The 18,647-nt window shown below is 37.5% G+C and carries 20 protein-coding genes, 12 tRNA genes and 4 riboswitches; of the genes, 2 read left to right on the top strand and 30 right to left on the bottom strand.

The genetic code is table 11. From position 1 onward, the window contains the following. Window positions 1-10: 10 nt before the first annotated feature. The 16 genes from kdpB to tenA all read right to left on the bottom strand — a co-directional run bounded on the left by kdpB (window position 11) and on the right by tenA (window position 13,171). Window positions 11-2,101: a potassium-transporting ATPase subunit KdpB gene (gene kdpB / locus DM800_RS22095; protein ID WP_141555594.1), complete on the bottom strand. Its 2,091-nt coding sequence runs from the start codon at window positions 2,099-2,101 to the stop codon at window positions 11-13. Between the two features lie 13 nt (window positions 2,102-2,114). Then, on the bottom strand, window positions 2,115-3,782 hold the full coding sequence (gene kdpA / locus DM800_RS22090) for a potassium-transporting ATPase subunit KdpA (protein WP_147787580.1): 1,668 nt from the start codon (window positions 3,780-3,782) through the stop codon (window positions 2,115-2,117). 19 nt (window positions 3,783-3,801) lie between these two features. Beyond that, entirely contained in the window at window positions 3,802-3,882 is an 81-nt protein-coding gene (gene kdpF, locus DM800_RS22085) for a K(+)-transporting ATPase subunit F (RefSeq protein ID WP_000214976.1), read from the bottom strand. Then, entirely contained in the window at window positions 3,879-3,983 is a 105-nt protein-coding gene (locus tag DM800_RS22080; RefSeq protein WP_000887892.1) for a SipW-dependent-type signal peptide-containing protein, read from the bottom strand. The genes kdpF and DM800_RS22080 overlap by 4 nt, the downstream gene beginning before the upstream one ends. A gap of 96 nt (window positions 3,984-4,079) precedes the next feature. After that, window positions 4,080-4,225: riboswitch (cyclic di-AMP (ydaO/yuaA leader) on the bottom strand. A 259-nt stretch (window positions 4,226-4,484) separates the two neighbouring features. Next, on the bottom strand, window positions 4,485-4,715 hold the full coding sequence (locus DM800_RS22075) for a hypothetical protein (protein WP_147787579.1): 231 nt from the start codon (window positions 4,713-4,715) through the stop codon (window positions 4,485-4,487). Window positions 4,716-4,729: 14 nt separating this feature from the next. Then, the gene (locus tag DM800_RS22070; RefSeq protein WP_000424084.1) at window positions 4,730-5,116 is read right to left on the bottom strand and encodes a hypothetical protein; all 387 of its coding nucleotides are present in this window, start codon (window positions 5,114-5,116) and stop codon (window positions 4,730-4,732) included. A 93-nt stretch (window positions 5,117-5,209) separates the two neighbouring features. Continuing rightward, window positions 5,210-5,357, bottom strand: a riboswitch (cyclic di-AMP (ydaO/yuaA leader). Window positions 5,358-5,442: 85 nt separating this feature from the next. Continuing rightward, complete coding sequence (gene thiD, locus DM800_RS22065) at window positions 5,443-6,264, bottom strand: bifunctional hydroxymethylpyrimidine kinase/phosphomethylpyrimidine kinase (protein WP_002006945.1); 822 nt, start codon at window positions 6,262-6,264, stop codon at window positions 5,443-5,445. A gap of 6 nt (window positions 6,265-6,270) precedes the next feature. After that, window positions 6,271-7,290, bottom strand: a complete 1,020-nt coding sequence (gene thiF, locus DM800_RS22060) for a thiazole biosynthesis adenylyltransferase ThiF (protein WP_088061977.1) — start codon at window positions 7,288-7,290, stop codon at window positions 6,271-6,273. Further along, window positions 7,283-8,053, bottom strand: coding sequence for a thiazole synthase (gene thiG, locus DM800_RS22055; RefSeq protein ID WP_000931990.1), 771 nt, complete (start codon window positions 8,051-8,053; stop codon window positions 7,283-7,285). The genes thiF and thiG overlap by 8 nt, the downstream gene beginning before the upstream one ends. Window positions 8,054-8,055: 2 nt before the next feature. Beyond that, the gene (gene thiS, locus DM800_RS22050) at window positions 8,056-8,259 is read right to left on the bottom strand and encodes a sulfur carrier protein ThiS (RefSeq protein ID WP_088061975.1); all 204 of its coding nucleotides are present in this window, start codon (window positions 8,257-8,259) and stop codon (window positions 8,056-8,058) included. Window positions 8,260-8,274: 15 nt separating this feature from the next. Continuing rightward, the gene (gene thiO, locus DM800_RS22045) at window positions 8,275-9,384 is read right to left on the bottom strand and encodes a glycine oxidase ThiO (RefSeq protein WP_147787578.1); all 1,110 of its coding nucleotides are present in this window, start codon (window positions 9,382-9,384) and stop codon (window positions 8,275-8,277) included. Continuing rightward, entirely contained in the window at window positions 9,377-9,997 is a 621-nt protein-coding gene (gene tenI / locus DM800_RS22040; RefSeq protein ID WP_088061970.1) for a thiazole tautomerase TenI, read from the bottom strand. The genes thiO and tenI overlap by 8 nt, the downstream gene beginning before the upstream one ends. Before the next feature lie 10 nt (window positions 9,998-10,007). Further along, a complete protein-coding gene (locus DM800_RS22035; protein WP_147787577.1) occupies window positions 10,008-11,009 on the bottom strand; it encodes an ABC transporter substrate-binding protein in 1,002 nt (333 codons plus the stop codon). Further along, window positions 11,006-11,758, bottom strand: coding sequence for an ABC transporter permease (locus DM800_RS22030; protein ID WP_097890218.1), 753 nt, complete (start codon window positions 11,756-11,758; stop codon window positions 11,006-11,008). Before DM800_RS22030 ends, DM800_RS22035 begins: the two co-directional genes overlap by 4 nt. Then, the gene (locus DM800_RS22025) at window positions 11,758-12,507 is read right to left on the bottom strand and encodes an ABC transporter ATP-binding protein (RefSeq protein ID WP_147787576.1); all 750 of its coding nucleotides are present in this window, start codon (window positions 12,505-12,507) and stop codon (window positions 11,758-11,760) included. Before DM800_RS22025 ends, DM800_RS22030 begins: the two co-directional genes overlap by 1 nt. Continuing rightward, window positions 12,476-13,171 carry a thiaminase II gene (gene tenA, locus DM800_RS22020; protein WP_000666832.1) on the bottom strand — a complete coding sequence of 232 codons (696 nt, stop codon included), beginning with the start codon at window positions 13,169-13,171 and terminating at the stop codon, window positions 12,476-12,478. The genes DM800_RS22025 and tenA overlap by 32 nt, the downstream gene beginning before the upstream one ends. 82 nt (window positions 13,172-13,253) lie before the next feature. After that, window positions 13,254-13,356: riboswitch (TPP riboswitch) on the bottom strand. A 60-nt stretch (window positions 13,357-13,416) separates the two neighbouring features. Continuing rightward, a riboswitch (TPP riboswitch) is annotated at window positions 13,417-13,528 on the bottom strand. Window positions 13,529-13,797: 269 nt separating this feature from the next. Between tenA and DM800_RS22015 the strand changes: the two genes are divergently transcribed. Together DM800_RS22015 and DM800_RS22010 are read left to right on the top strand one after the other, a co-directional pair. Beyond that, window positions 13,798-14,958, top strand: a complete 1,161-nt coding sequence (locus DM800_RS22015) for an SH3 domain-containing protein (protein ID WP_088061963.1) — start codon at window positions 13,798-13,800, stop codon at window positions 14,956-14,958. 5 nt (window positions 14,959-14,963) lie between these two features. Next, window positions 14,964-15,302: a hypothetical protein gene (locus DM800_RS22010; protein ID WP_088061961.1), complete on the top strand. Its 339-nt coding sequence runs from the start codon at window positions 14,964-14,966 to the stop codon at window positions 15,300-15,302. A 228-nt stretch (window positions 15,303-15,530) separates the two neighbouring features. Here DM800_RS22010 and DM800_RS22005 read toward each other — a convergent pair whose 3' ends face one another. The 14 genes from DM800_RS22005 to DM800_RS21940 all read right to left on the bottom strand — a co-directional run bounded on the left by DM800_RS22005 (window position 15,531) and on the right by DM800_RS21940 (window position 18,619). Next, window positions 15,531-16,682, bottom strand: coding sequence for a DUF3965 domain-containing protein (locus DM800_RS22005; protein WP_088061960.1), 1,152 nt, complete (start codon window positions 16,680-16,682; stop codon window positions 15,531-15,533). 294 nt (window positions 16,683-16,976) lie between these two features. Continuing rightward, window positions 16,977-17,396 carry a CBS domain-containing protein gene (locus DM800_RS22000; RefSeq protein WP_087985846.1) on the bottom strand — a complete coding sequence of 140 codons (420 nt, stop codon included), beginning with the start codon at window positions 17,394-17,396 and terminating at the stop codon, window positions 16,977-16,979. 131 nt (window positions 17,397-17,527) lie between these two features. Beyond that, window positions 17,528-17,599: transfer RNA gene (locus DM800_RS21995), tRNA-Glu, on the bottom strand. 1 nt (window position 17,600) lies between these two features. Continuing rightward, window positions 17,601-17,675: transfer RNA gene (locus tag DM800_RS21990), tRNA-Asn, on the bottom strand. Between the two features lie 8 nt (window positions 17,676-17,683). Further along, window positions 17,684-17,760: transfer RNA gene (locus DM800_RS21985), tRNA-Ile, on the bottom strand. Between the two features lie 11 nt (window positions 17,761-17,771). Next, window positions 17,772-17,842, bottom strand: a tRNA-Trp gene (locus tag DM800_RS21980). Window positions 17,843-17,848: 6 nt separating this feature from the next. Further along, window positions 17,849-17,921, bottom strand: a tRNA-Thr gene (locus tag DM800_RS21975). Between the two features lie 9 nt (window positions 17,922-17,930). After that, window positions 17,931-18,006 (bottom strand) — tRNA-Phe (locus DM800_RS21970). 8 nt (window positions 18,007-18,014) lie between these two features. After that, window positions 18,015-18,090, bottom strand: a tRNA-Asp gene (locus tag DM800_RS21965). Between the two features lie 3 nt (window positions 18,091-18,093). Next, window positions 18,094-18,170, bottom strand: a tRNA-Met gene (locus DM800_RS21960). Between the two features lie 23 nt (window positions 18,171-18,193). Then, window positions 18,194-18,286, bottom strand: a tRNA-Ser gene (locus DM800_RS21955). Between the two features lie 58 nt (window positions 18,287-18,344). Next, window positions 18,345-18,437, bottom strand: a tRNA-Ser gene (locus DM800_RS21950). Window positions 18,438-18,457: 20 nt separating this feature from the next. After that, window positions 18,458-18,530 (bottom strand) — tRNA-Ala (locus DM800_RS21945). 15 nt (window positions 18,531-18,545) lie between these two features. Further along, window positions 18,546-18,619: transfer RNA gene (locus DM800_RS21940), tRNA-Pro, on the bottom strand. Window positions 18,620-18,647 lie beyond the last annotated feature (28 nt).

The raw sequence follows: 18,647 nt of genomic DNA, 5'->3' as shown, positions 1-18,647 counted from the left end.
CCCCTCTCCCTTATATGAACAAGCCGACAATTATATCAATTACTTTAATTCCAATGAACGGTACAATAACCCCGCCAAGTCCATAAATAAGTAGGTTTCGGCTAAGTAGTGCATTCGAACTCATCGGTTTATATGCGATACCTTTCATCGCTAATGGAATGAGTAATGGAATAATAACTGCATTAAATATTAATGCTGATAAAATCGCTGACAGTGGTGATGTTAGTTTCATAATGTTTAATGCTTCCATTTGCGGAATCGCAAGTGTAAACATTGCTGGAATGATTGCAAAATATTTTGCGATATCATTCGCAATACTAAACGTCGTTAACGCACCACGCGTCATTAACAATTGCTTACCAATCCCTACAACCTCAATAATTTTTGTCGGGTTCGAATCTAAATCAATCATATTCGCTGCTTCTTTCGCAGCTGTCGTACCACTATTCATCGCTAATCCAACGTCAGCCTGTGCTAATGCCGGCGCATCATTTGTACCATCACCCGTCATCGCTACAAGTTTCCCTTTATCTTGCTCTGCTTTAATAACCGCAATTTTATCTTCTGGCTTACACTCAGCAACAAACTCATCTACCCCTGCTTCTTTTGCAATCGTTGCTGCTGTTAACGGGTTATCACCTGTACACATAACCGTTTTAATCCCCATTTGACGCAATTGCTCAAAACGCTCACGCATACCTGGCTTTACTGTATCCTTTAAATAAATTAAACCGTAAATACGATTATCCACTGCAACTACAAGTGGTGTCCCGCCCTCTTTGGAAATGGAATCTGCTTTTTGATTTACATCTTTCGGAATCGTTCCACCTTGTGACCTAACCCATTCAATTACGCTACCTACAGCACCTTTTCTCACTTTCGTTCCGTCCTGTAAATCGACACCACTCATTCTCGTTTCTGCTTTAAACGGAACAAACTCACCTTGTTCTGCAATTTCTCGATTATATGATATAGATTTCATTTTTACATATTCTATAACCGATCGACCTTCTGGTGTTTCATCTAAAACTGAACTAATCGCAGCCCATTTTCCTACTTGCTCAATCGTTTCATTTCCTACAGGAAGCAATGTATGAGCCATTCGGTTCCCGAAAGTAATCGTCCCTGTTTTATCTAAAATGATTGTATTAATATCACCCGCAGCTTCTACTGCTTTACCCGACATCGCTAACACATTGAACTTTGTCACGCGGTCCATCCCAGCAATACCAATTGCTGATAATAAACCACCAATTGTCGTTGGAATTAAACAAACTAACAACGCTACAAGTACAGCTGTATCAATTTGAAACCCTAAATAGTTTGTAAAAATCGGCAACGTCACAACAACGATTAAGAAAATAAGCGTTAAACTCGTTAATACTGTATTTAAAGCAATCTCATTCGGCGTTTTTTGACGAGCAGCTCCTTCTACTAACGAAATCATTTTATCAATAAATGATTCACCAGGATTACTCGTAATGACAATTGTAATCTCATCACTGACGACCATCGTCCCGCCTGTTACGGAACAAAAATCGCCGCCCGCTTCTTTTATTACAGGAGCTGATTCCCCTGTAATCGCAGATTCATCAACAGACGCTAATCCTTTAATTACTTCCCCATCACTCGGAATCATTTCTCCTTGTTTTACAATAACAACATCATCTTTTCTTAGATCAGTTGCTGAAACTTGAACAATGTCTCCATTTTCTTTTACAACATTTGCAAACACATCTTTCTTCGACTGTTTTAAAGAATCGGCTTGAGCTTTCCCCCGTCCTTCCGCTAACGCTTCTGCAAAGTTAGCAAATAAAACTGTAAATAATAGAATGAGAGAAACTGTTATATTAAACCATCCTGGTACACTACTAGAACGACTTGGAAGAAACGATAAAATGAACGTAATGATAAATCCAATTTCTACAACAAACATAATCGGATTCTTTATCATGACTTTCGGATTCAATTTCGCAAAGGATTGTTTCATCGCATGTTTCACGATATCACGATCCATCGTTTTCGCTTGTCTAACTTCATCTTCTACAGCATGTATTTGTGACTCATTTACTCTCTTTTCTTTTACTACTACCGGTCTCATCATTTACCCTCCATTACTTCAATGTAAGAAATTCTGCAATTGGGCCGAGTACTAACATCGGGAAGAATGTTAATGCACCGACAATTACAATTGTTCCGATGAAAATGCCGCCAAATAAACTATTATCCGTACGGAACGTTCCGACTGTTTCTGGTACTACCGTCTTTTCTTTCAATGAAGCTGCAACAGCTAGCATCGTAATTAAACTGAAATAGCGCCCTAAAAACATAACTAAGCCAGTTGTAATATTCCAAAACGGTGTATTATCCGCTAACCCTTCAAATCCGGATCCGTTATTCGCAGCTGACGATGTGTATTCATATACCACTTGCGTTAAACCGTGGAAACCAGAATGAGAAATGGCATCCGTTCCTAAACTTGTTGAAAGAGCTAATGCTGAAAACCCTAAAATAAGCAGTGGATGAAATAGTATCGTTACCGCAATTAATTTCATTTCCTTACCTTCAATTTTCTTACCTAAAAACTCTGGTGTCCGTCCAACCATCAATCCAGATATAAAGACTGCGATAATCGCATACATAATAATGTTCACAAAACCTGCCCCAACGCCGCCGTACACTGTGTTTAACATCATATTTACGAGTGGTACTAACCCGCCAATTGGTGTTAACGTATCATGCATCGTATTAACGGCTCCTGTTTCAGCAGCTGTCGTCACTGTTGCGTATAGGGAAGAAAATACTGTTCCAAATCGTACTTCTTTTCCTTCTGTACTCCCTTGTACATGTTCGATGCCCATTCCATTTAACGCTGGATTCCCATGTAATTCAGATGTAGTAATCGTTATAAATCCTAGTAAAAACACCATGAATAGTGATACGAAAAGGATACGACCTTGTTTTTTATTTCCTACCATTCGTCCGTACGTAAATGGAAGTGCTGTTGGCAATAACATCATAAGCATCATTTGTAAAATATTACTCATTTGCCCTGGATTTTCGAAAGGATGTGTAGAGTTTGCTCCGAAAAATCCACCGCCGTTATTTCCGAGTTCCTTAATGGACACGAATGATGCAACAGGCCCACGTAATATACTTTGCTTTGCCCCATCAATTGTTTGTGCTGTAACTGCCCCGTCTAACGTTTGTGGTACACCAAGTGCGACAAAGATTAGCGCTGCAACAAACGCAATAGGAAGAAATACTCTCGTTAAAGCTCTCGTAAAATCAATGAAAAAGTTACCGAGTTCCTTCCCAGCAAGCCCTCTTATAAACGCCATTACAAGTGCTAAAGTCGTTGCTGGTGCTGCAAACATTAAAAATGTAATTCCGATTAATTGTGATAAATAAGATAAACCATTTTCACCGCTATAATGCTGTAAGTTTGTATCAGCCATAAAACTAATTGCTGTATTAAAAGCAAGCGTAGGCTCCATCCCTTCAATATGCGCTGGATTTAATGGCAATACTCCTTGTAGTCTGAAAATGAAATATACGACAACAATCATAAATCCATTTAATAAAACTAATGACAATGCGTACTGTTGCCACGTTTGATTGTATTCTTTTACACCCGTAATTTTAAAAATAAGTTTTTCAAAAGGCCCGAATACTTTATCTAACTTTTTACTACCTTGAAAGGCTTTCTCTAAATAAATCCCCATTGGCTTTGCCACAAGAATAAACAACAGCATTGTAATAACAACTGCGACCCAAATCATAATGAATGATTCCCCCTAATTAAAACTTTTCTGGATTTAATAATGCATACACTAAGTACACAGTAATTGCTGCAACAATAACCGATAAGGCAACCGTCATGATTGCTTCCCTTCTTTCACAACTTTATCTGACCAACTTGCAAGACTTACCATCGATGCGACTAACACAACAAAAATCCCGATCATTACAACATCTAACATAGCTACCCCTCTCCCTACTGTAAAAATTTACCATTAAATTATCAAAAAAAGAACACTAAGCTCTACTTAGTGTTCGAAATGAACAACACAAAGTAAACCTCCTCTCTAAACGCTTACGAGGTTAGCTGTCGGATTCGGGCCTAAAGAGTAGCCCTACTTTCAAAACTGAAAGATTCACCCCAAGTGACGATGCACAAAATTGGTTCCCCCGCTCCATTTCTGGAACTCAGCGATTTTAGGTTTTTTTGGAAATTTTATGAATGATTTATGAGAGTAAATATACTCCTCTATATTTAACTTGTAAAGAGTCAAATTACTTAAAATAAGAAAATATCCATCTATTTAAACGCTTACATTGAGTGTTATTAATATTATTTCATCTGTTTTCTCGTCTTTTCTTTCTTTTTCACAGAAATGATCTTTTAAATACGAAACAAAAAGAGCGAATGACATGAAGTGCATAGCTTGTTGCACTTAGCATTCGCTCTTTTTTTTCACTATTTATTCTCTACGCAAAAACGCGCGCAAATTTCTCCCACGAATATAAACTTGTAACAATTCTGCATGTAGCTGCTCATATTCGATAACATCTGTTTTTAAATATAAAGCATCTTTCGATGGCAATATGATATAGGGCCTCGGAAAAATGGGATCAAGCACCACCAATTCTTGAACTCGTTCTACTGATACCGCCCAACGATTCGCTATATCTCCTAGTAACAACACCTTCATCTTTTTCCCCCGCCCTATTCAAAAAATAAAAAAGAAATATTATCACAATTCGTAAACACGACAAATGTAGCTCCAATTGTTTCATAGAGCCTCGTTGGATATCGTTTATTCTTTGTAACAACAGTAATAGGTGCTTGAAAAGAAAAGCGAATGTGTTCTGTGAAGAAACTAATGATTGGAAGCTCATCCCCTAGTAAAATCACCTTCTTAATACACTCACAAATACTAGTAAAATCTTGTGCCTTACTACAGCTATAAGTCCAATCAAACCCACAATTCCTAACTTCAGCAGCTATCTCTTCATTTGCTGTAAAAATAATTAACTCATGTTGAAATGCTACTAAATCTCTTAAACTATTTACCTTGCTTTCTTCCCCAACACAAATAAGTGTTAATTCCATATACCTCATCCTCCTTAGCATAAAAGAACTCAAACATAGATTGATATTCCCCTATACTAATCAGATCGATGAAGTGATGTATCCATCATGGCACCGTCCTCTCTCAAGACGCTTACGAAGTTAGCTGTCGGATTCGGACTTTGAGAGTAGCCCTACTTTCAAAACTGAAAGATTCACCCCTAGTGACACTGCACAAGTTGGTTCCTCCGCTCCATATAATTGGACTCAGCGTATTACAAAAAATATATTCTGGCTGATATATTACTCCTGTATTTGGAAAAAGTAAACAGAAAAAAAGCCAGTTACAAAACTGACTTTCCACTTACTTATACACGCGTTTTATTCACTTTATATGCAAAATGATTCGTCGGTCCATGACCACTTCCAATATGCAGCGGCTCTTCAATTGCTATACTAATAAATTGTTTTGCTTCTTGAACTGCCTCTTCAATTGAGTATCCTTTCGCAAGCCCTGCTGTAACCGCTGAAGCAAATGTACACCCGCTTCCATGCGTTTGCTTTGAAGGAATTCTTTCACTTTTAAATTCGATAAACTGCTCACCATTAAAGAGTAAATCAACTACTTCATTACCTTGATACTCTGCATGTCCGCCCTTCATAAGCACATATTTTGCACCCAATTCATGCAGTACTTTCGCAGCTTCCTTACTATCTTCAATATTATGAATCTCCATTCCAGTTAACACTTCTGCTTCAGGCACGTTCGGTGTTACAACCGTTGCTACTGGTAATAAATATTCTTTTAATGCTTGTACTGCTTCTTGTTGTAATAATGATGCACCGCCCTTAGCAATCATAACAGGATCTAGTACAATATTATTCCAGCCAAATTTATTAATATGTTCTGCTACAATTTGAATAATTTCGCTGCTAAATAACATTCCTAGTTTCACAGCATCTGGTGTTAAATCCGTACCAATTGAATTCAACTGTTCCGTAATACCTTCTAACGAAACTGGATATACCCCTTGAACGCCAAGCGTGTTTTGAGCAGTAATTGCCGTAATAGCCGTCATCCCATACACACCAAGCTCTTGGAATGTTTTTAAATCTGCTTGAATGCCGGCACCGCCGCCACTATCAGATCCTGCAATTGTTAAAGCTTTATTTACTTTCATCCCACTCATCCTTTTCTATCCAAAATAGCGATGATAAATTGTTTTTGCTTCGCTTATATCTTTCGTTCCATGTACAAGTACACGACCATCTTTAAAAGCAACTAATCTCTTTTCTTCCACAGAAAATGATAATAAATATGGATTTACATTTAAATCATGCACACGATCATTCAGCAGCTCTTTGTATCGTTCAAAATCCATTTCCTCTTTATGAGGTGGTCTAATTTGAACTGTATTTCTCCCGCATAAAACTGCTGTTTTCGATGTGTTTTCTTTATTTAAATACGGGTATATCGCATTCTCTCCGCACGAAGGACAATTATGCTTACGAAGCTTTTGCACATTCATACATGAATATTCATTCTTCCACACATCAAACGACACAAGTCCATCTCGAAGTGATTCATAATCTTCCACTAACAATTTAAGAGCTTCCGTTACTTGATGAGAAACGACGAGAGATACAGCAGGTGATATAATGCCCGCTGTATCACATGTCGCCCCGCCCAGCGGAATCGATTGTAATAAACAAGATAAACATGGCGTTTTACTAGGAAGAATTGTGTAAGAAAGGCCGTAACTCCCTACACATGCTCCGTAAACCCATGGAATGGAATGTTTTTGCGCTATATCATTCACAATAAAACGCGTTTCGAAATTATCAGTTGCATCAATAATTACGTCAACCTTTGTAACGAGTTCTTCTAATTCCTCAGCTGTTACATCTTGAACGAGAGCCTCTACTCTTACTTCACGATTGATCTCTGCTAGACGTTTTTTTGCCGCTACAGCCTTTGGAAGATTATTTTCCACATCACTCTCTGCGTACAATTGTTGCCTTTGTAAATTACTCCAATCGACATAATCTCGGTCAACAATCGTTACTGTGCCAACACCTGCTCTTACAAACATCTCTGCATTTGCACTACCTAATGCACCTGCACCGATAATGAGTACATGCTTTTCTCTTATCTTTCGTTGCCCCTCTTCTCCAATTGGAGAAAATAATTCTTGGCGAGAATATCGATTATTCAACCACGCTCATTCCTTCTAAAGGACTGCTTGCTGTTGCACAACGTTTACGTGCAATACGACCTGCTTCAAATCCTAATCGTCCTGCTTCAATACTTAATTTCATTGCTTGTGCCATTTTTATTGGATCTTTTGCTCCCGATACAGCAGTATTTAATAACACACCATCCGCTCCTAATTCCATCGCAAATGCCGCATCAGCCGGGCTACCAATACCAGCGTCAACGATAACTGGCACTGTCGCTTGTTCAATAATGAAACTTAAATTTAACGGATTTACAATACCAAGTCCTGAACCGATTGGTGATGCTCCTGGCATAATTGCATGCACACCTAGTTCTTGTAATTTACGTGCTAATACAACATCATCAGATGTATACGGAAGAACGATAAATCCTTCTTCTAGTAACATTTCAGATGCCTTTAACGTTTCTACTGGATCAGGTAATAACGTTCTATCATCACCAATAACTTCCACTTTGATCATATCGCAAAGCCCCGAAGCTTTTGCTAGTTTTGCAATACGAACAGCTTCTTCAGCATTTTTTGCTCCAGCTGTATTCGGTAATAACTTATATTTTTTCACATCAAGTTTCTCTAATAAATTAGGCTGCTTTGCATCAAATATATCCATACGACGTACTGCGAACGTTAAAACCTCAGCCTCAGATACATCGATTGCCTTTTGCTGTACATCAAAATCAGGGAATTTTCCTGTTCCTAATAAAAGTCTAGAATGAAATGAAAATGGTCCAATGTTTAACATAATCAACCGCCTCCTACAAAAGTTACAATCTCAATTTGGTCTCCATCAAAAACAGATGTATCTGCATGATCATCTTTTTGTAAAATATCTTTATTACGCTCTACTACTACAATTCTGTTATCTAATTCTAAATGTGTAAGTAGCTCAGCTACTGTTTTTACACTCTCTGGCACTTTTATTTGATTACCATTAATTTTTAAATTCAAACTTCCATCCCCTTTCTAAACCGGTTTAGAAAGCAATGAATCTAGCAAGTGATTCTCCTGCTTTCCTTCTATTAAATCAGCTATATACTGACCAGAAACCGGGCTTAATAAAATGCCATTTCGATAATGTCCAGTACAAGCATATAGACCTTTTATTTCTTCATGCTCTCCCATATAAGGAGCTTCGTGATTTGATTGTGGCCTTAATCCTGCCCATGTGCTTTCCCACTCTGCTTCTTTTAAAGCTGGCAATATTGTATAAGCACGCTCTAATATAGAAGTAATACTTTCTGGTTGCACTGTTTTATTAAACGTATGAGGCTTCATCGTTGCTCCAATTACGTAACGTCCACCACGCTTTGGGGCAATGTAAAATCTTTCTTGGAAAATAGGCGCCTTTAAAAGTGGTTTTCTACTTCTTACCGCTACTACTTCTCCTTTAACTGGATATGTACCCCATTCGCGGTGAAAATAACCTAGTAACTTCGTGCTCCATGAACCGCCCGCAATCACAATCTTCTCGCACGCGATAATACCTTCGCTTGTAACAATCCCAGTCACTTTATTATTTTCAATACGAATATCAAACACTTCTGTCTGTTCATATATATCAGCACCCGAAATTGATGCGGAATGTGCGAATGCTTTCGTAAGCTTCGGTGCAATAACATGACCGTCTTTTGGATAATATACAGCACCTATAATTGACTCCGATAGAAACGGCTCTTTCTCTCGTAAAAGGTCTCCCGTTAGAAAATAAGAATCTTCACCTGTTTTCTGCTGCCAATCCATAATGTGAAGAATTCTTTCCTTCTCATCTTCATTTTGGGCAATGCGATAAATGCCTTTCTCTTCATACCCAATATCGATGCCTGTTTTTTCACGTAAAACTGCTGCAAGTTGTGGAAATATAGCACGGCTTTCTCTAGCAAGTTCAAATAACGGGTCATATGCATCCCATTCTGCCTGAACCCCGAGTAAACCAGCAGCTGCTTTCGAAGCTTCAGATGCGATTCTTTGCTTCTCTATAATCGCTACTTTATGCCCTCTTTCTGCTAGAAAGTGTGCAACTGAACTACCAATTACACCACCGCCAATTATTGCTACATCATACTTCTTACACATGTTTTTCCGCCCACTTTCTTATTGATTCCTTATAAGATTTCGCTTTGCTATACGGGTTACTACTACTTATAATCCCAGACATAACAGCAATACCACTGACACCGTTAGCAAGAACATCCCTAGTGTTTTCCGTGGTGATTCCTCCAATTGCTGTAATCGGTATGGATAAACACTTTGCAATGTCTGAAAGCTCTTCAAGCCCTCTCGCTGGTACACCTTTTTTACAATCTGTCGGAAATACATGACCATAGACGAGTGAATCCGCTCCATTCTTAAATGCATCGATCGCCTCTTCTAAAGAATGTACAGAATAGCCGACATGCAAATAAGAAAACTTTTCTTTCACTGACCTTACATTTGCGCTTCGATATCCGAGCTGCACGCGTGGAATGTTTAATAAAATAGCGATATCAATTCGATCATTTATCACTATTTTTGATGCTGGAAAGCCTTTCTTCAAAAGACTTTCCACACCTTCATACAAATCCTTCGTACTTTTCTCACGCTCACGAATATGCAAATAATCAATCTCACTCTCAATTTGCATCGCTACATTCACTAACTCTTCGAATGACATGTGACCATTTGAGATTACATGAAGCTCATTTTTCATATTCATTCGCCTACTTTAAAATGTTTTCGAATAATTCCTCAGCCGGAACGATTTTTTTCGTCATTCCTTTATCTTTCAGCCATTTATTTTGTTTCTCCCATGACTCTTTTGAATCCGATAAGAATGGCTCATCTTTCGTTTCCATCTTCTCTAATAAAATTTTCATGCTCTCTTTTTCAACTTCTGGTACAAGAGGGAAGTTTTCTTTTTCTTGATGGTTTAATAAAATATTTAATGCTTCATCTGGATTTTTCTTCATGAAATCATAGCCTTTTTTCGTACCACGTAAGAAGGCTTGTAACGCTTCTTTATCTTTTTTCAACGTTTTATCACCTGTTACAAATACAAGCTCATGGTAATTCGGTACACCGTAATCTGCTGGGTTAAAGTACGCTGGTTCATGACCTTCATGACGCATAACAGGTACTTCATGGTTAATGTATGCCCCTGTTACCGCATCCACTTTTTTCGTAATTAATGCCGGTACTAAATCAAAGCCAACATCGACTACTTTCACTGTATCTGGATTACCACCAGCTTCTTTTACCATCGTTTTTAAATACATCTCACTTAAAGGTGTTCCAGAATAGCCAACTGTTTTCCCCTCTAAATCTTTTGGCGATTGAATGCCTGCTGATTTCAGCGATACAACATGATTTAATGGTGAACGTACGACAGCTCCAATTGATTTCACTGGAATTTGTTCATTTGCTTTTGCCATGACAACATCTGGCTGATAATATAAGCCAACCGTTACTTTTCCTGCAGCTGCTAAAGTTAATGGATCAGTCGGATTAGAAGGGAATTTTATATTCACCTTTACTCCTTCTTCTTTAAAATAGCCTTTTTCAATTGCTGCATAAATAAAGCTATGTACCGCATTTGGGTACCAATCAAGCATGACCGTTATTTCTTTTTCCTTTTTCCCCTTATCTGACGCTGAATTACTAGAACATCCAGTAATCATTGCAACTAATAATGTCAACATAAAGATGCGTTTTAAAAATTTCATGCATGCTTCCTCCAACTAATAAATTTCTTTTCTAAAATCGAAATAAGTATGACGAAGAAAATAGCTAATAATGATAACAATACAATGGGTGCAAATACACCTGCTCCGTCTAACTGCGTCATCATTCTTTTACTGAAATACCCTAGCCCAGCTTGTGCACCGAGCCATTCACCAATTGCTGCCCCAATTACACTAAGCGGAACTGCAATTTTTAAAGCTGAGAAAAAATAAGGAAGAGCAGACGGCAATTTTAATTTAAGAAAAACATCTTTTTTCGTTGCCCCATACGTAACTAATAGCTCCTCCCATTCTTTTTTCGTACTGCGTAGTCCATCATACGTATTGACCGCAATTGGGAAAAACGTAATTAAAACAGTAACAACAACCTTACTCCAAATCGTATATCCAAACCATAAAACGAAGAGCGGAGCAAGCGCTGTAATCGGAATCGTTTGTGAGGCAACTAATAGTGGATAAAATGCTCTCTCCATCCAATTACTCGCATTCATTAACATCGCTAGCCCTACCCCAAGTACGATAGAAATAGCCACCCCTATTAAAACGACGGATAAGGTTGCCGGCAAATGAACCGTAAATAATATATCTTTTAGTTTCCATATCTTCATCACAATTGCAGACGGTGACGGTAAAATGTACATTTCGTCTACGATTCTTGCGCCTACTTCCCAAAAGGCAAGTAAAATACTAGTAAGTGTAAGGGCAGGTAATAGCTCCTTCAACCGGTTCATCATACGAGTACCTGCCTTTGTAACATACTAAGAAGCTCATCTTTAAGCGCTAACACTTCAGGCTTATATAAATCTTTTCTTGTTCGATTACGATCAAGTGGTACAACCCTCTCGGTTAAAGTAGTTATCGGTTGCTGCTCTACTACTAAAATTCGATTAGAAAGAAACAACGCTTCTTCCACATCATGAGTGATAAATAAAATTGTTTTTTCCCACTCTTTCCATTGTTCAAACAGCCATTCTTGCAAAGATGCCTTCGTTAAAGCGTCCAACGCGCTAAACGGTTCATCTAACAACAATATCTCCCCGCCTGTTAATAAAGTTCGAATGAAAGATACGCGTTGCCTCATACCACCAGATAAATCTTTCGGATATTTTGTCTCATACCCTTGTAAACCAAATTTATGTAACAGTTCCTTTGCCTTTATTTGCGCTTCTTTCTTCTGTACACCTTGGCACTCTAGCGGCAGGGCAGCATTCTCAATAATCGTTCTCCATGGCAGGAGCATATCTTTTTGGGGCATATAGCCTACAGGATGTCTCTTTGTTTCTGTCAGCTCTATCTGTCCAGTACTCACCTCTTCTAAACCTGTAATAAGGCGAAATAAAGTACTTTTCCCGCATCCACTCGGTCCGATAATACTTACAAACTCTTTATCTTGTATAGAAGCATTTAATTCATTGATGATTGTTTTCTCATCATAATGAAAAGAAACATTATGAAACTGTAGTATGTTCTTGCTCCTCAAATCCCCACATCTCCTTACGATAGGACATATCCCAGAATAAATATTCAAATCGACTGGAATATAGGAATATCTCCTCTAATCGATCTAACTCTTTGTCAGACTTTCCAACTGCCATTTCATTTAATAAATCTATTAACCAAATACAAAGGCTACCGTATTCTTCTGAACTATATCCTTGAATCCACTCACCAAAGAACTCATGATCTCTTGCTCCAGGAATATCGTTTAAACGCTTTCCAATTTCCCAGTAACTCCACATACATGGAAGAAGTGCTGCTATTAATTCCGCAAGTGTGCCATTTTGAGATACAGACATCATGTAATTTGTATAGGCTAAATTTTTAGCAGATGGTTTTGCAGATTCTATCTCCTCTATAGAAATACCAAGTCTTTTTGCATATTGTTTATGGATCGTCATTTCTCCATTTAATATGCCATCAATTTGTTCAGCAAATTTCCCCATTACTTGTGGATTCGTTGCTTTTACAACACCAATCGCATATAGCTTTGCATAATCTAACAAATATAAATAATCTTGAATAATATAATACTGAAACTTATCTTTTTCTAACGTGCCATCTCCCATACCTACTACAAACGGGTGATTATGACTCATCTCCCAAACTGGTTGTACAGTTTCTAATAATCTATCGCAAAATTTCATTTCTCTATCCCCTTTCAATTTATATATCTAAATAAAAAACCACTTCTAAATAAGAAGTGGTTACAGCAAATAAAATTATAATTTATTCGTTGTTCCACTTCCCTTCGCTAGTATTACCTAGATCAGGTCTGTAAGGGTTAAGGATTATTCCTCTCTCAGCACAACAAGCACCCCTAGTGGTTTCAATATGAAATTTTCAAACAAAAAAGCCCCGTTTCTATACGCAAAGAAACGGGGACTCATTATTAGTGTCCGAATTGCTTCCCTACGCTAGCATAATCTAGATCAGGTAATGAAAAGGATCAAAGGCTTACGGCCTACTCTCAGCTGGCAACACCAGCTCTCCTAGCAAACTATGAAATTAACACTGTCAGTATAACATCGTAATAAGACATCATCAACTGTTTTAATTTTCCCAATTGTCAACAAAATAACAAAACTATATAATACTTATATTCTATCTTAGAAATTATTATCCTAATTAATTGGATAAAAAGGAATCATTATCCTCAAAAAATTTATTTTTATATTGATTTCATATTACATTTATGTGAATACACCCACTATATTATATCTTTATACTATAATAAAATTACAACTATACAACTAGAGGAGGTCTCTATTATATGAATATGAAAGCTACTGCTTTAACAGCAACTACTGTCGCAATTGCCTCTTTACTTCCTTCTATGGGAGAAACAAATGTACAAACAGCCAACGCTGAACAATTATCTAATGTGAAAACTGGATATGTCAAAGTCGATCAAGTAGCCTTACATACAAAAGATAACGCAAATAGCTCATCAATTGATACAATTCGCTTTAATACGAAGGTAAACATACTTGAAACAACTAATGGCTGGTATAAAGTATCTGTTAATAATAAAGTAGGTTACGTACAAAAAGATGCTATTCTACTAAAAAACAAACTTCAATCTAATAATCAATACATCGTTAATGCCAATGCATTAAACGTTCGTTCTGAACCTAATTTAGAATCTTCAATTTTAGATGTATTACCAAATGGGAAATTCGTTACCATTCAAGAAGAACAAGGCGAGTGGTATAAAATTTTACATAATGGCAAAACAGGTTACGTACAAAAAGCATTCGTATCCAATGGTTCACAGCCTTTAGTAAAAGGCATCACAGTTCAAACTAATACGAAATACACAGTTGCAACACCTAAACTTAATGTACGTGGCAACGCTAGTACAAGTGGTGCACTACTTGGTTCATTACAAAATGGTACACAAATACAAGTAGTGGAAACTGTAGGAACTTGGTATAAAATTCGTTTTGGCACAGGATACGGATACGTGGCAAAACATTATGTGGTGCAAAATCAAATGCAATCACAAGCTCAAACGGCTCAACCTACTTCCATTCCAGCAGTTTTCAAATTCCCTACTCAAGGAAGAATTAGCTCAACCTTTGATATACGTTGGGAACAAATGCATTATGGTATAGATATTGCGGCTCAAGGTAATGTCTCAATCCAGGCGGCAGCTGCAGGTAAAGTTGTGAAATCATATTATTCAGCTAGCTATGGCAATGTTGTGTTCATCGCCCATCAAATAAACGGGAAATTATATACAACAGTCTATGCACACATGAAAGATCGCACTGTACAAGCTGGTGATCAAGTACAAGCTGGACAATTAGTAGGTCATATGGGAAACACAGGTCATTCATACGGGCAACATCTTCATTTTGAATTACACAATGGAGAATGGAATTTTGAAAAAACAAATGCAGTAAACCCACTGCCATATTTAGTTAGGTAAATTGTATGCAACGCAATATCAATATACCTCTCTTAATTGAATACTTCGCCTTTTTAGGTTTAATCTGTTGTTTAATCATTTACAATACAAACACTGTATTTTTATCTATTATCATTGCTTTTGTTACTTTAGAAATTATGATGGAATCCTTTCAAGTACAACTAAAACAAAAAATTGCTCATATATATAATGCCATCTTTCTATTAAGTGCCCTAATAACAAATATTATTAGTAATGGTTTTTATTTATCTACCGTATTTCCTGTATTCTTTATGGCTGTTTTATTATTCATAGCTAGATACATTCATGTCCCTAATACCAAAAAACACGAACAAGAAGCTTAGAAAGAGGAGACACTGTGTACCGATCTTTCAAAGATAATCCGATAAAATATATATTGAATTTATACACAAAAATAAATACTTTTTTTGGTATACAAGGAAGTAATACGGCACAATTTCTCCTTTATGGAATGTTATTTCTCGTCTTAATTGCGTTCTCCTTGCTTTACTAATAAAAAAAGGATCTCACATAAACTTGAGATCCTTTTTAATTTATATAGAAAATGCTCTTTATCCGCAAGCATATTTTTCATAAATAAAGCTAAGATTATATTTTTTCTCTAAGCTCATTCTTTGTTCATCATCACACCAATAGAACAGAATATCATGAATTGTTGCATAACGCTTATTTTTAAGAAATAGTTTAAAGAATGATGGTAAACAATCATGTAATTGTATAAATATATAATTGCGTAATATTTCTTCTTTATATTCAATGCCCTTACAAATATACAATAATTCTTCACAATAATACGCATGTTGTGGAACTTGAATCATTTCGAAAAATGGCACATATGATAATAGTTTTCCGATGAAATGATCATATCGATCCATTATTCCTATCGTCATGTGCTCCATCATATCTTTCATTACATATAAATAATCATCTACATGAGTAGTCTTGAGTGGGTCTAATCGATCTGAAATTTGAGAAAGTACAGCTCTTTGACAAGCTAACACCGCTTGACTAGGTCCATAGTATGATAGGAAGTCTGTACACTTACGATATTTTCGTAATAAGTCATGTGTATATAAGTCATATACAAAAGTATTACAATACATTGCTAGACTCATCATATCACTATTTAATTGCTCTTTTGATAGAGATTTAGCTCTCTTACACATATAAAAGAATGTAAATTCTAATACTTCTTTATGGGATAATAAATGTTTACAGTCCGTTATACATTTCTCATTAAATTTAACTCTATCCCAAATTGCTACATCCTCATCAGTTAATTCACCAATACGATATTTAATAATTAAATAGTTTAAAGCAACCGCTTGTGTCAAAAGATCCCACGTTTCATATTCCAATGAAGTGTGAACAAACTCAGCTAGGCCTTGAGTTACCATAAAAGTATTTGCTTCTTCATACCAGCCAATCTCTTGGCATAAACGAAGAATACGTAATAAAGTTGGAATTTCATCTTTATGAAACTGTGGTAAATTTTTTGCTTTATCCATTCCATATACGATAAATGCCGCTAAATTTTCTTCTTTATAAAATTCTTTTTCTTTCCACACTAATATAGTTCTTTCTTTCCCTTCACCTTTCGGATGACAAGGTACAAGTAAAGAAAATAATTCAGCGAAATTATTTGGTTCTATATATGTATCTGTAACCAAATTCCAATTTGGATCGCGCTGTATAGCCCTCATATAATTCCCCTTCCCTTTTGTCTACATAGGAAATATTAATCCATTATTACATCATTAACAATAAATATTGTTATATTCGAAATCTATCATAATACTTATATCTATCAGTATATCATTTTTTCTCTTATTTAAAATTAGGAATGACAAATTTAAATAAACTGTTGAAATTACTAACTGTATACTTATTATATAATGGCTCAGATACATCATGCTAACATATTAGCTTAACCCTATATACTAGAATAATGTATCTGATTTTTATACGTAACTTATTCCACTAATTAAAGTCTCACTTCATTCCGTATGCTCTGATATTTCACTTAAAGCAAATCCCGCTTGATCATCTGCCGATTCTTTTATAGCTAAATCTCCTAGTGCTAACATCCCAACGAGTTGACCACTCTCAACTACTGGCAATCGTCTAATTTGATACTGTGCCATTAACTCTGTAGCCTTTTCAATAGGTTCATCTGGAGAAACTGAAACAATGTTTGTTGTCATTACATTTGTAATTTTATTAGATCCAGGATGTTTCTCAGCAATCCCTCGAACAACTAAATCTCGATCCGTAACAAGACCAACAACTTGCTCATTTTCAACAACCGGAATCAATCCAATCGATTCTTCTTTCATCTTTACAGCAGCCTCATATACATTGTCTAGCGGTGTACAATGTACAACATCAGTACTCATAAAGTCTCTCACTCGTGTCATTTTTGTCTCCTCCTTTTTATACATACCATAGCTTTTCCTAAATCCCTTTATTTATTTCAGGAAAATCAGTTGATAAAGGAGGATTCCACAAAATAAAAAAAGAGTCAGCAATATGCTGACTCTTTTTTTTATGACCCGTACGGGATTCGAACCCGTGTTACCGCCGTGAAAGGGCGGTGTCTTAACCACTTGACCAACGGGCCATGGCTCCGCAGGTAGGACTCGAACCTACGACCGATCGGTTAACAGCCGATAGCTCTACCACTGAGCTACTGCGGAATAATATATGGTGGGCCTAAATGGACTCGAACCATCGACCTCACGCTTATCAGGCGTGCGCTCTAACCAGCTGAGCTATAGGCCCATACACTTTTACAGGGGCAGTAGGAATCGAACCCACACTGGAGGTTTTGGAGACCTCAGTTCTACCTTTAAACTATGCCCCTAAAGGATGCCGACTAGAGGACTTGAACCCCCAACCTACTGATTACAAGTCAGTTGCTCTACCAATTGAGCTAAGTCGGCATAAAAAAATGGTGGCTCGGGACGGAATCGAACCGCCGACACGAGGATTTTCAGTCCTCTGCTCTACCGACTGAGCTACCGAGCCAACATAAATGGCGGTCCCGACCGGGGTCGAACCGGCGATCTCCTGCGTGACAGGCAGGCATGTTAACCACTACACCACGGGACCATTTGGTTGCGGGGACAGGATTTGAACCTGTGACCTTCGGGTTATGAGCCCGACGAGCTACCGTGCTGCTCCACCCCGCGACAATATAATGTTTTTTAAAAAATGGAGGAGGTAGAGGGATTCGAACCCCCGCGCGACTCTCGCCGCCTGTCGGTTTTCAAGACCGATCCCTTCAGCCGAACTTGGGTATACCTCCATGAAGGAAAAAATAAAAATTTTATTATTATATGTATCTAAACCATTTAAAAAGAAAATGGAGGAGGTAGAGGGATTCGAACCCCCGCGCGATTCTCACCGCCTGTCGGTTTTCAAGACCGATCCCTTCAGCCGAACTTGGGTATACCTCCGAGACATATAATAAATAAAGTGGAGCCTAGCGGGATCGAACCGCTGACCTCCTGCGTGCAAGGCAGGCGCTCTCCCAGCTGAGCTAAGGCCCCAAGTTTTTGGGAATATCGGGAAGACAGGATTTGAACCTGCGACCCCCTGGTCCCAAACCAGGTGCTCTACCAAGCTGAGCCACTTCCCGAAAGAAAAGCGCGCCCGAGAGGAGTCGA

The sequence above is a fragment of the Bacillus sp. AY18-3 genome, from assembly GCF_008042305.1.
GTDB classification, from domain to species: domain Bacteria; phylum Bacillota; class Bacilli; order Bacillales; family Bacillaceae_G; genus Bacillus_A; species Bacillus_A wiedmannii.
The sequence above is the reverse complement of the archived record's forward strand: the minus strand, read 5'-3'. Positions and strand labels throughout refer to the sequence as shown.

Bases quoted from the DNA above. Each gene is read 5' to 3' on its own strand.
- kdpF (WP_000214976.1), bottom strand. From the start codon at position 3,882: ATGACGGTTGCCTTATCGGTTATTGTTGCAGCAATTACTGTGTACTTA.
- DM800_RS22005 (WP_088061960.1), bottom strand. From the start codon at position 16,682: ATGAGGGCTATACAGCGCGATCCAAATTGGAATTTGGTTACAGATACA.
- thiO (WP_147787578.1), bottom strand. From the start codon at position 9,384: ATGTGTAAGAAGTATGATGTAGCAATAATTGGCGGTGGTGTAATTGGT.
- thiD (WP_002006945.1), bottom strand. From the start codon at position 6,264: ATGAGTGGGATGAAAGTAAATAAAGCTTTAACAATTGCAGGATCTGAT.
- DM800_RS22070 (WP_000424084.1), bottom strand. From the start codon at position 5,116: ATGGAATTAACACTTATTTGTGTTGGGGAAGAAAGCAAGGTAAATAGT.
- tenI (WP_088061970.1), bottom strand. From the start codon at position 9,997: ATGAAAAATGAGCTTCATGTAATCTCAAATGGTCACATGTCATTCGAA.
- DM800_RS22080 (WP_000887892.1), bottom strand. From the start codon at position 3,983: ATGTTAGATGTTGTAATGATCGGGATTTTTGTTGTGTTAGTCGCATCG.
- tenA (WP_000666832.1), bottom strand. From the start codon at position 13,171: ATGAAATTTTGCGATAGATTATTAGAAACTGTACAACCAGTTTGGGAG.
- DM800_RS22030 (WP_097890218.1), bottom strand. From the start codon at position 11,758: ATGAACCGGTTGAAGGAGCTATTACCTGCCCTTACACTTACTAGTATT.
- kdpA (WP_147787580.1), bottom strand. From the start codon at position 3,782: ATGATTTGGGTCGCAGTTGTTATTACAATGCTGTTGTTTATTCTTGTG.
- DM800_RS22015 (WP_088061963.1), top strand. From the start codon at position 13,798: ATGAATATGAAAGCTACTGCTTTAACAGCAACTACTGTCGCAATTGCC.
- DM800_RS22000 (WP_087985846.1), bottom strand. From the start codon at position 17,396: ATGACACGAGTGAGAGACTTTATGAGTACTGATGTTGTACATTGTACA.
- thiG (WP_000931990.1), bottom strand. From the start codon at position 8,053: ATGTTAAACATTGGACCATTTTCATTTCATTCTAGACTTTTATTAGGA.
- DM800_RS22035 (WP_147787577.1), bottom strand. From the start codon at position 11,009: ATGAAATTTTTAAAACGCATCTTTATGTTGACATTATTAGTTGCAATG.
- DM800_RS22075 (WP_147787579.1), bottom strand. From the start codon at position 4,715: ATGAAGGTGTTGTTACTAGGAGATATAGCGAATCGTTGGGCGGTATCA.
- kdpB (WP_141555594.1), bottom strand. From the start codon at position 2,101: ATGAGACCGGTAGTAGTAAAAGAAAAGAGAGTAAATGAGTCACAAATA.
- DM800_RS22010 (WP_088061961.1), top strand. From the start codon at position 14,964: ATGCAACGCAATATCAATATACCTCTCTTAATTGAATACTTCGCCTTT.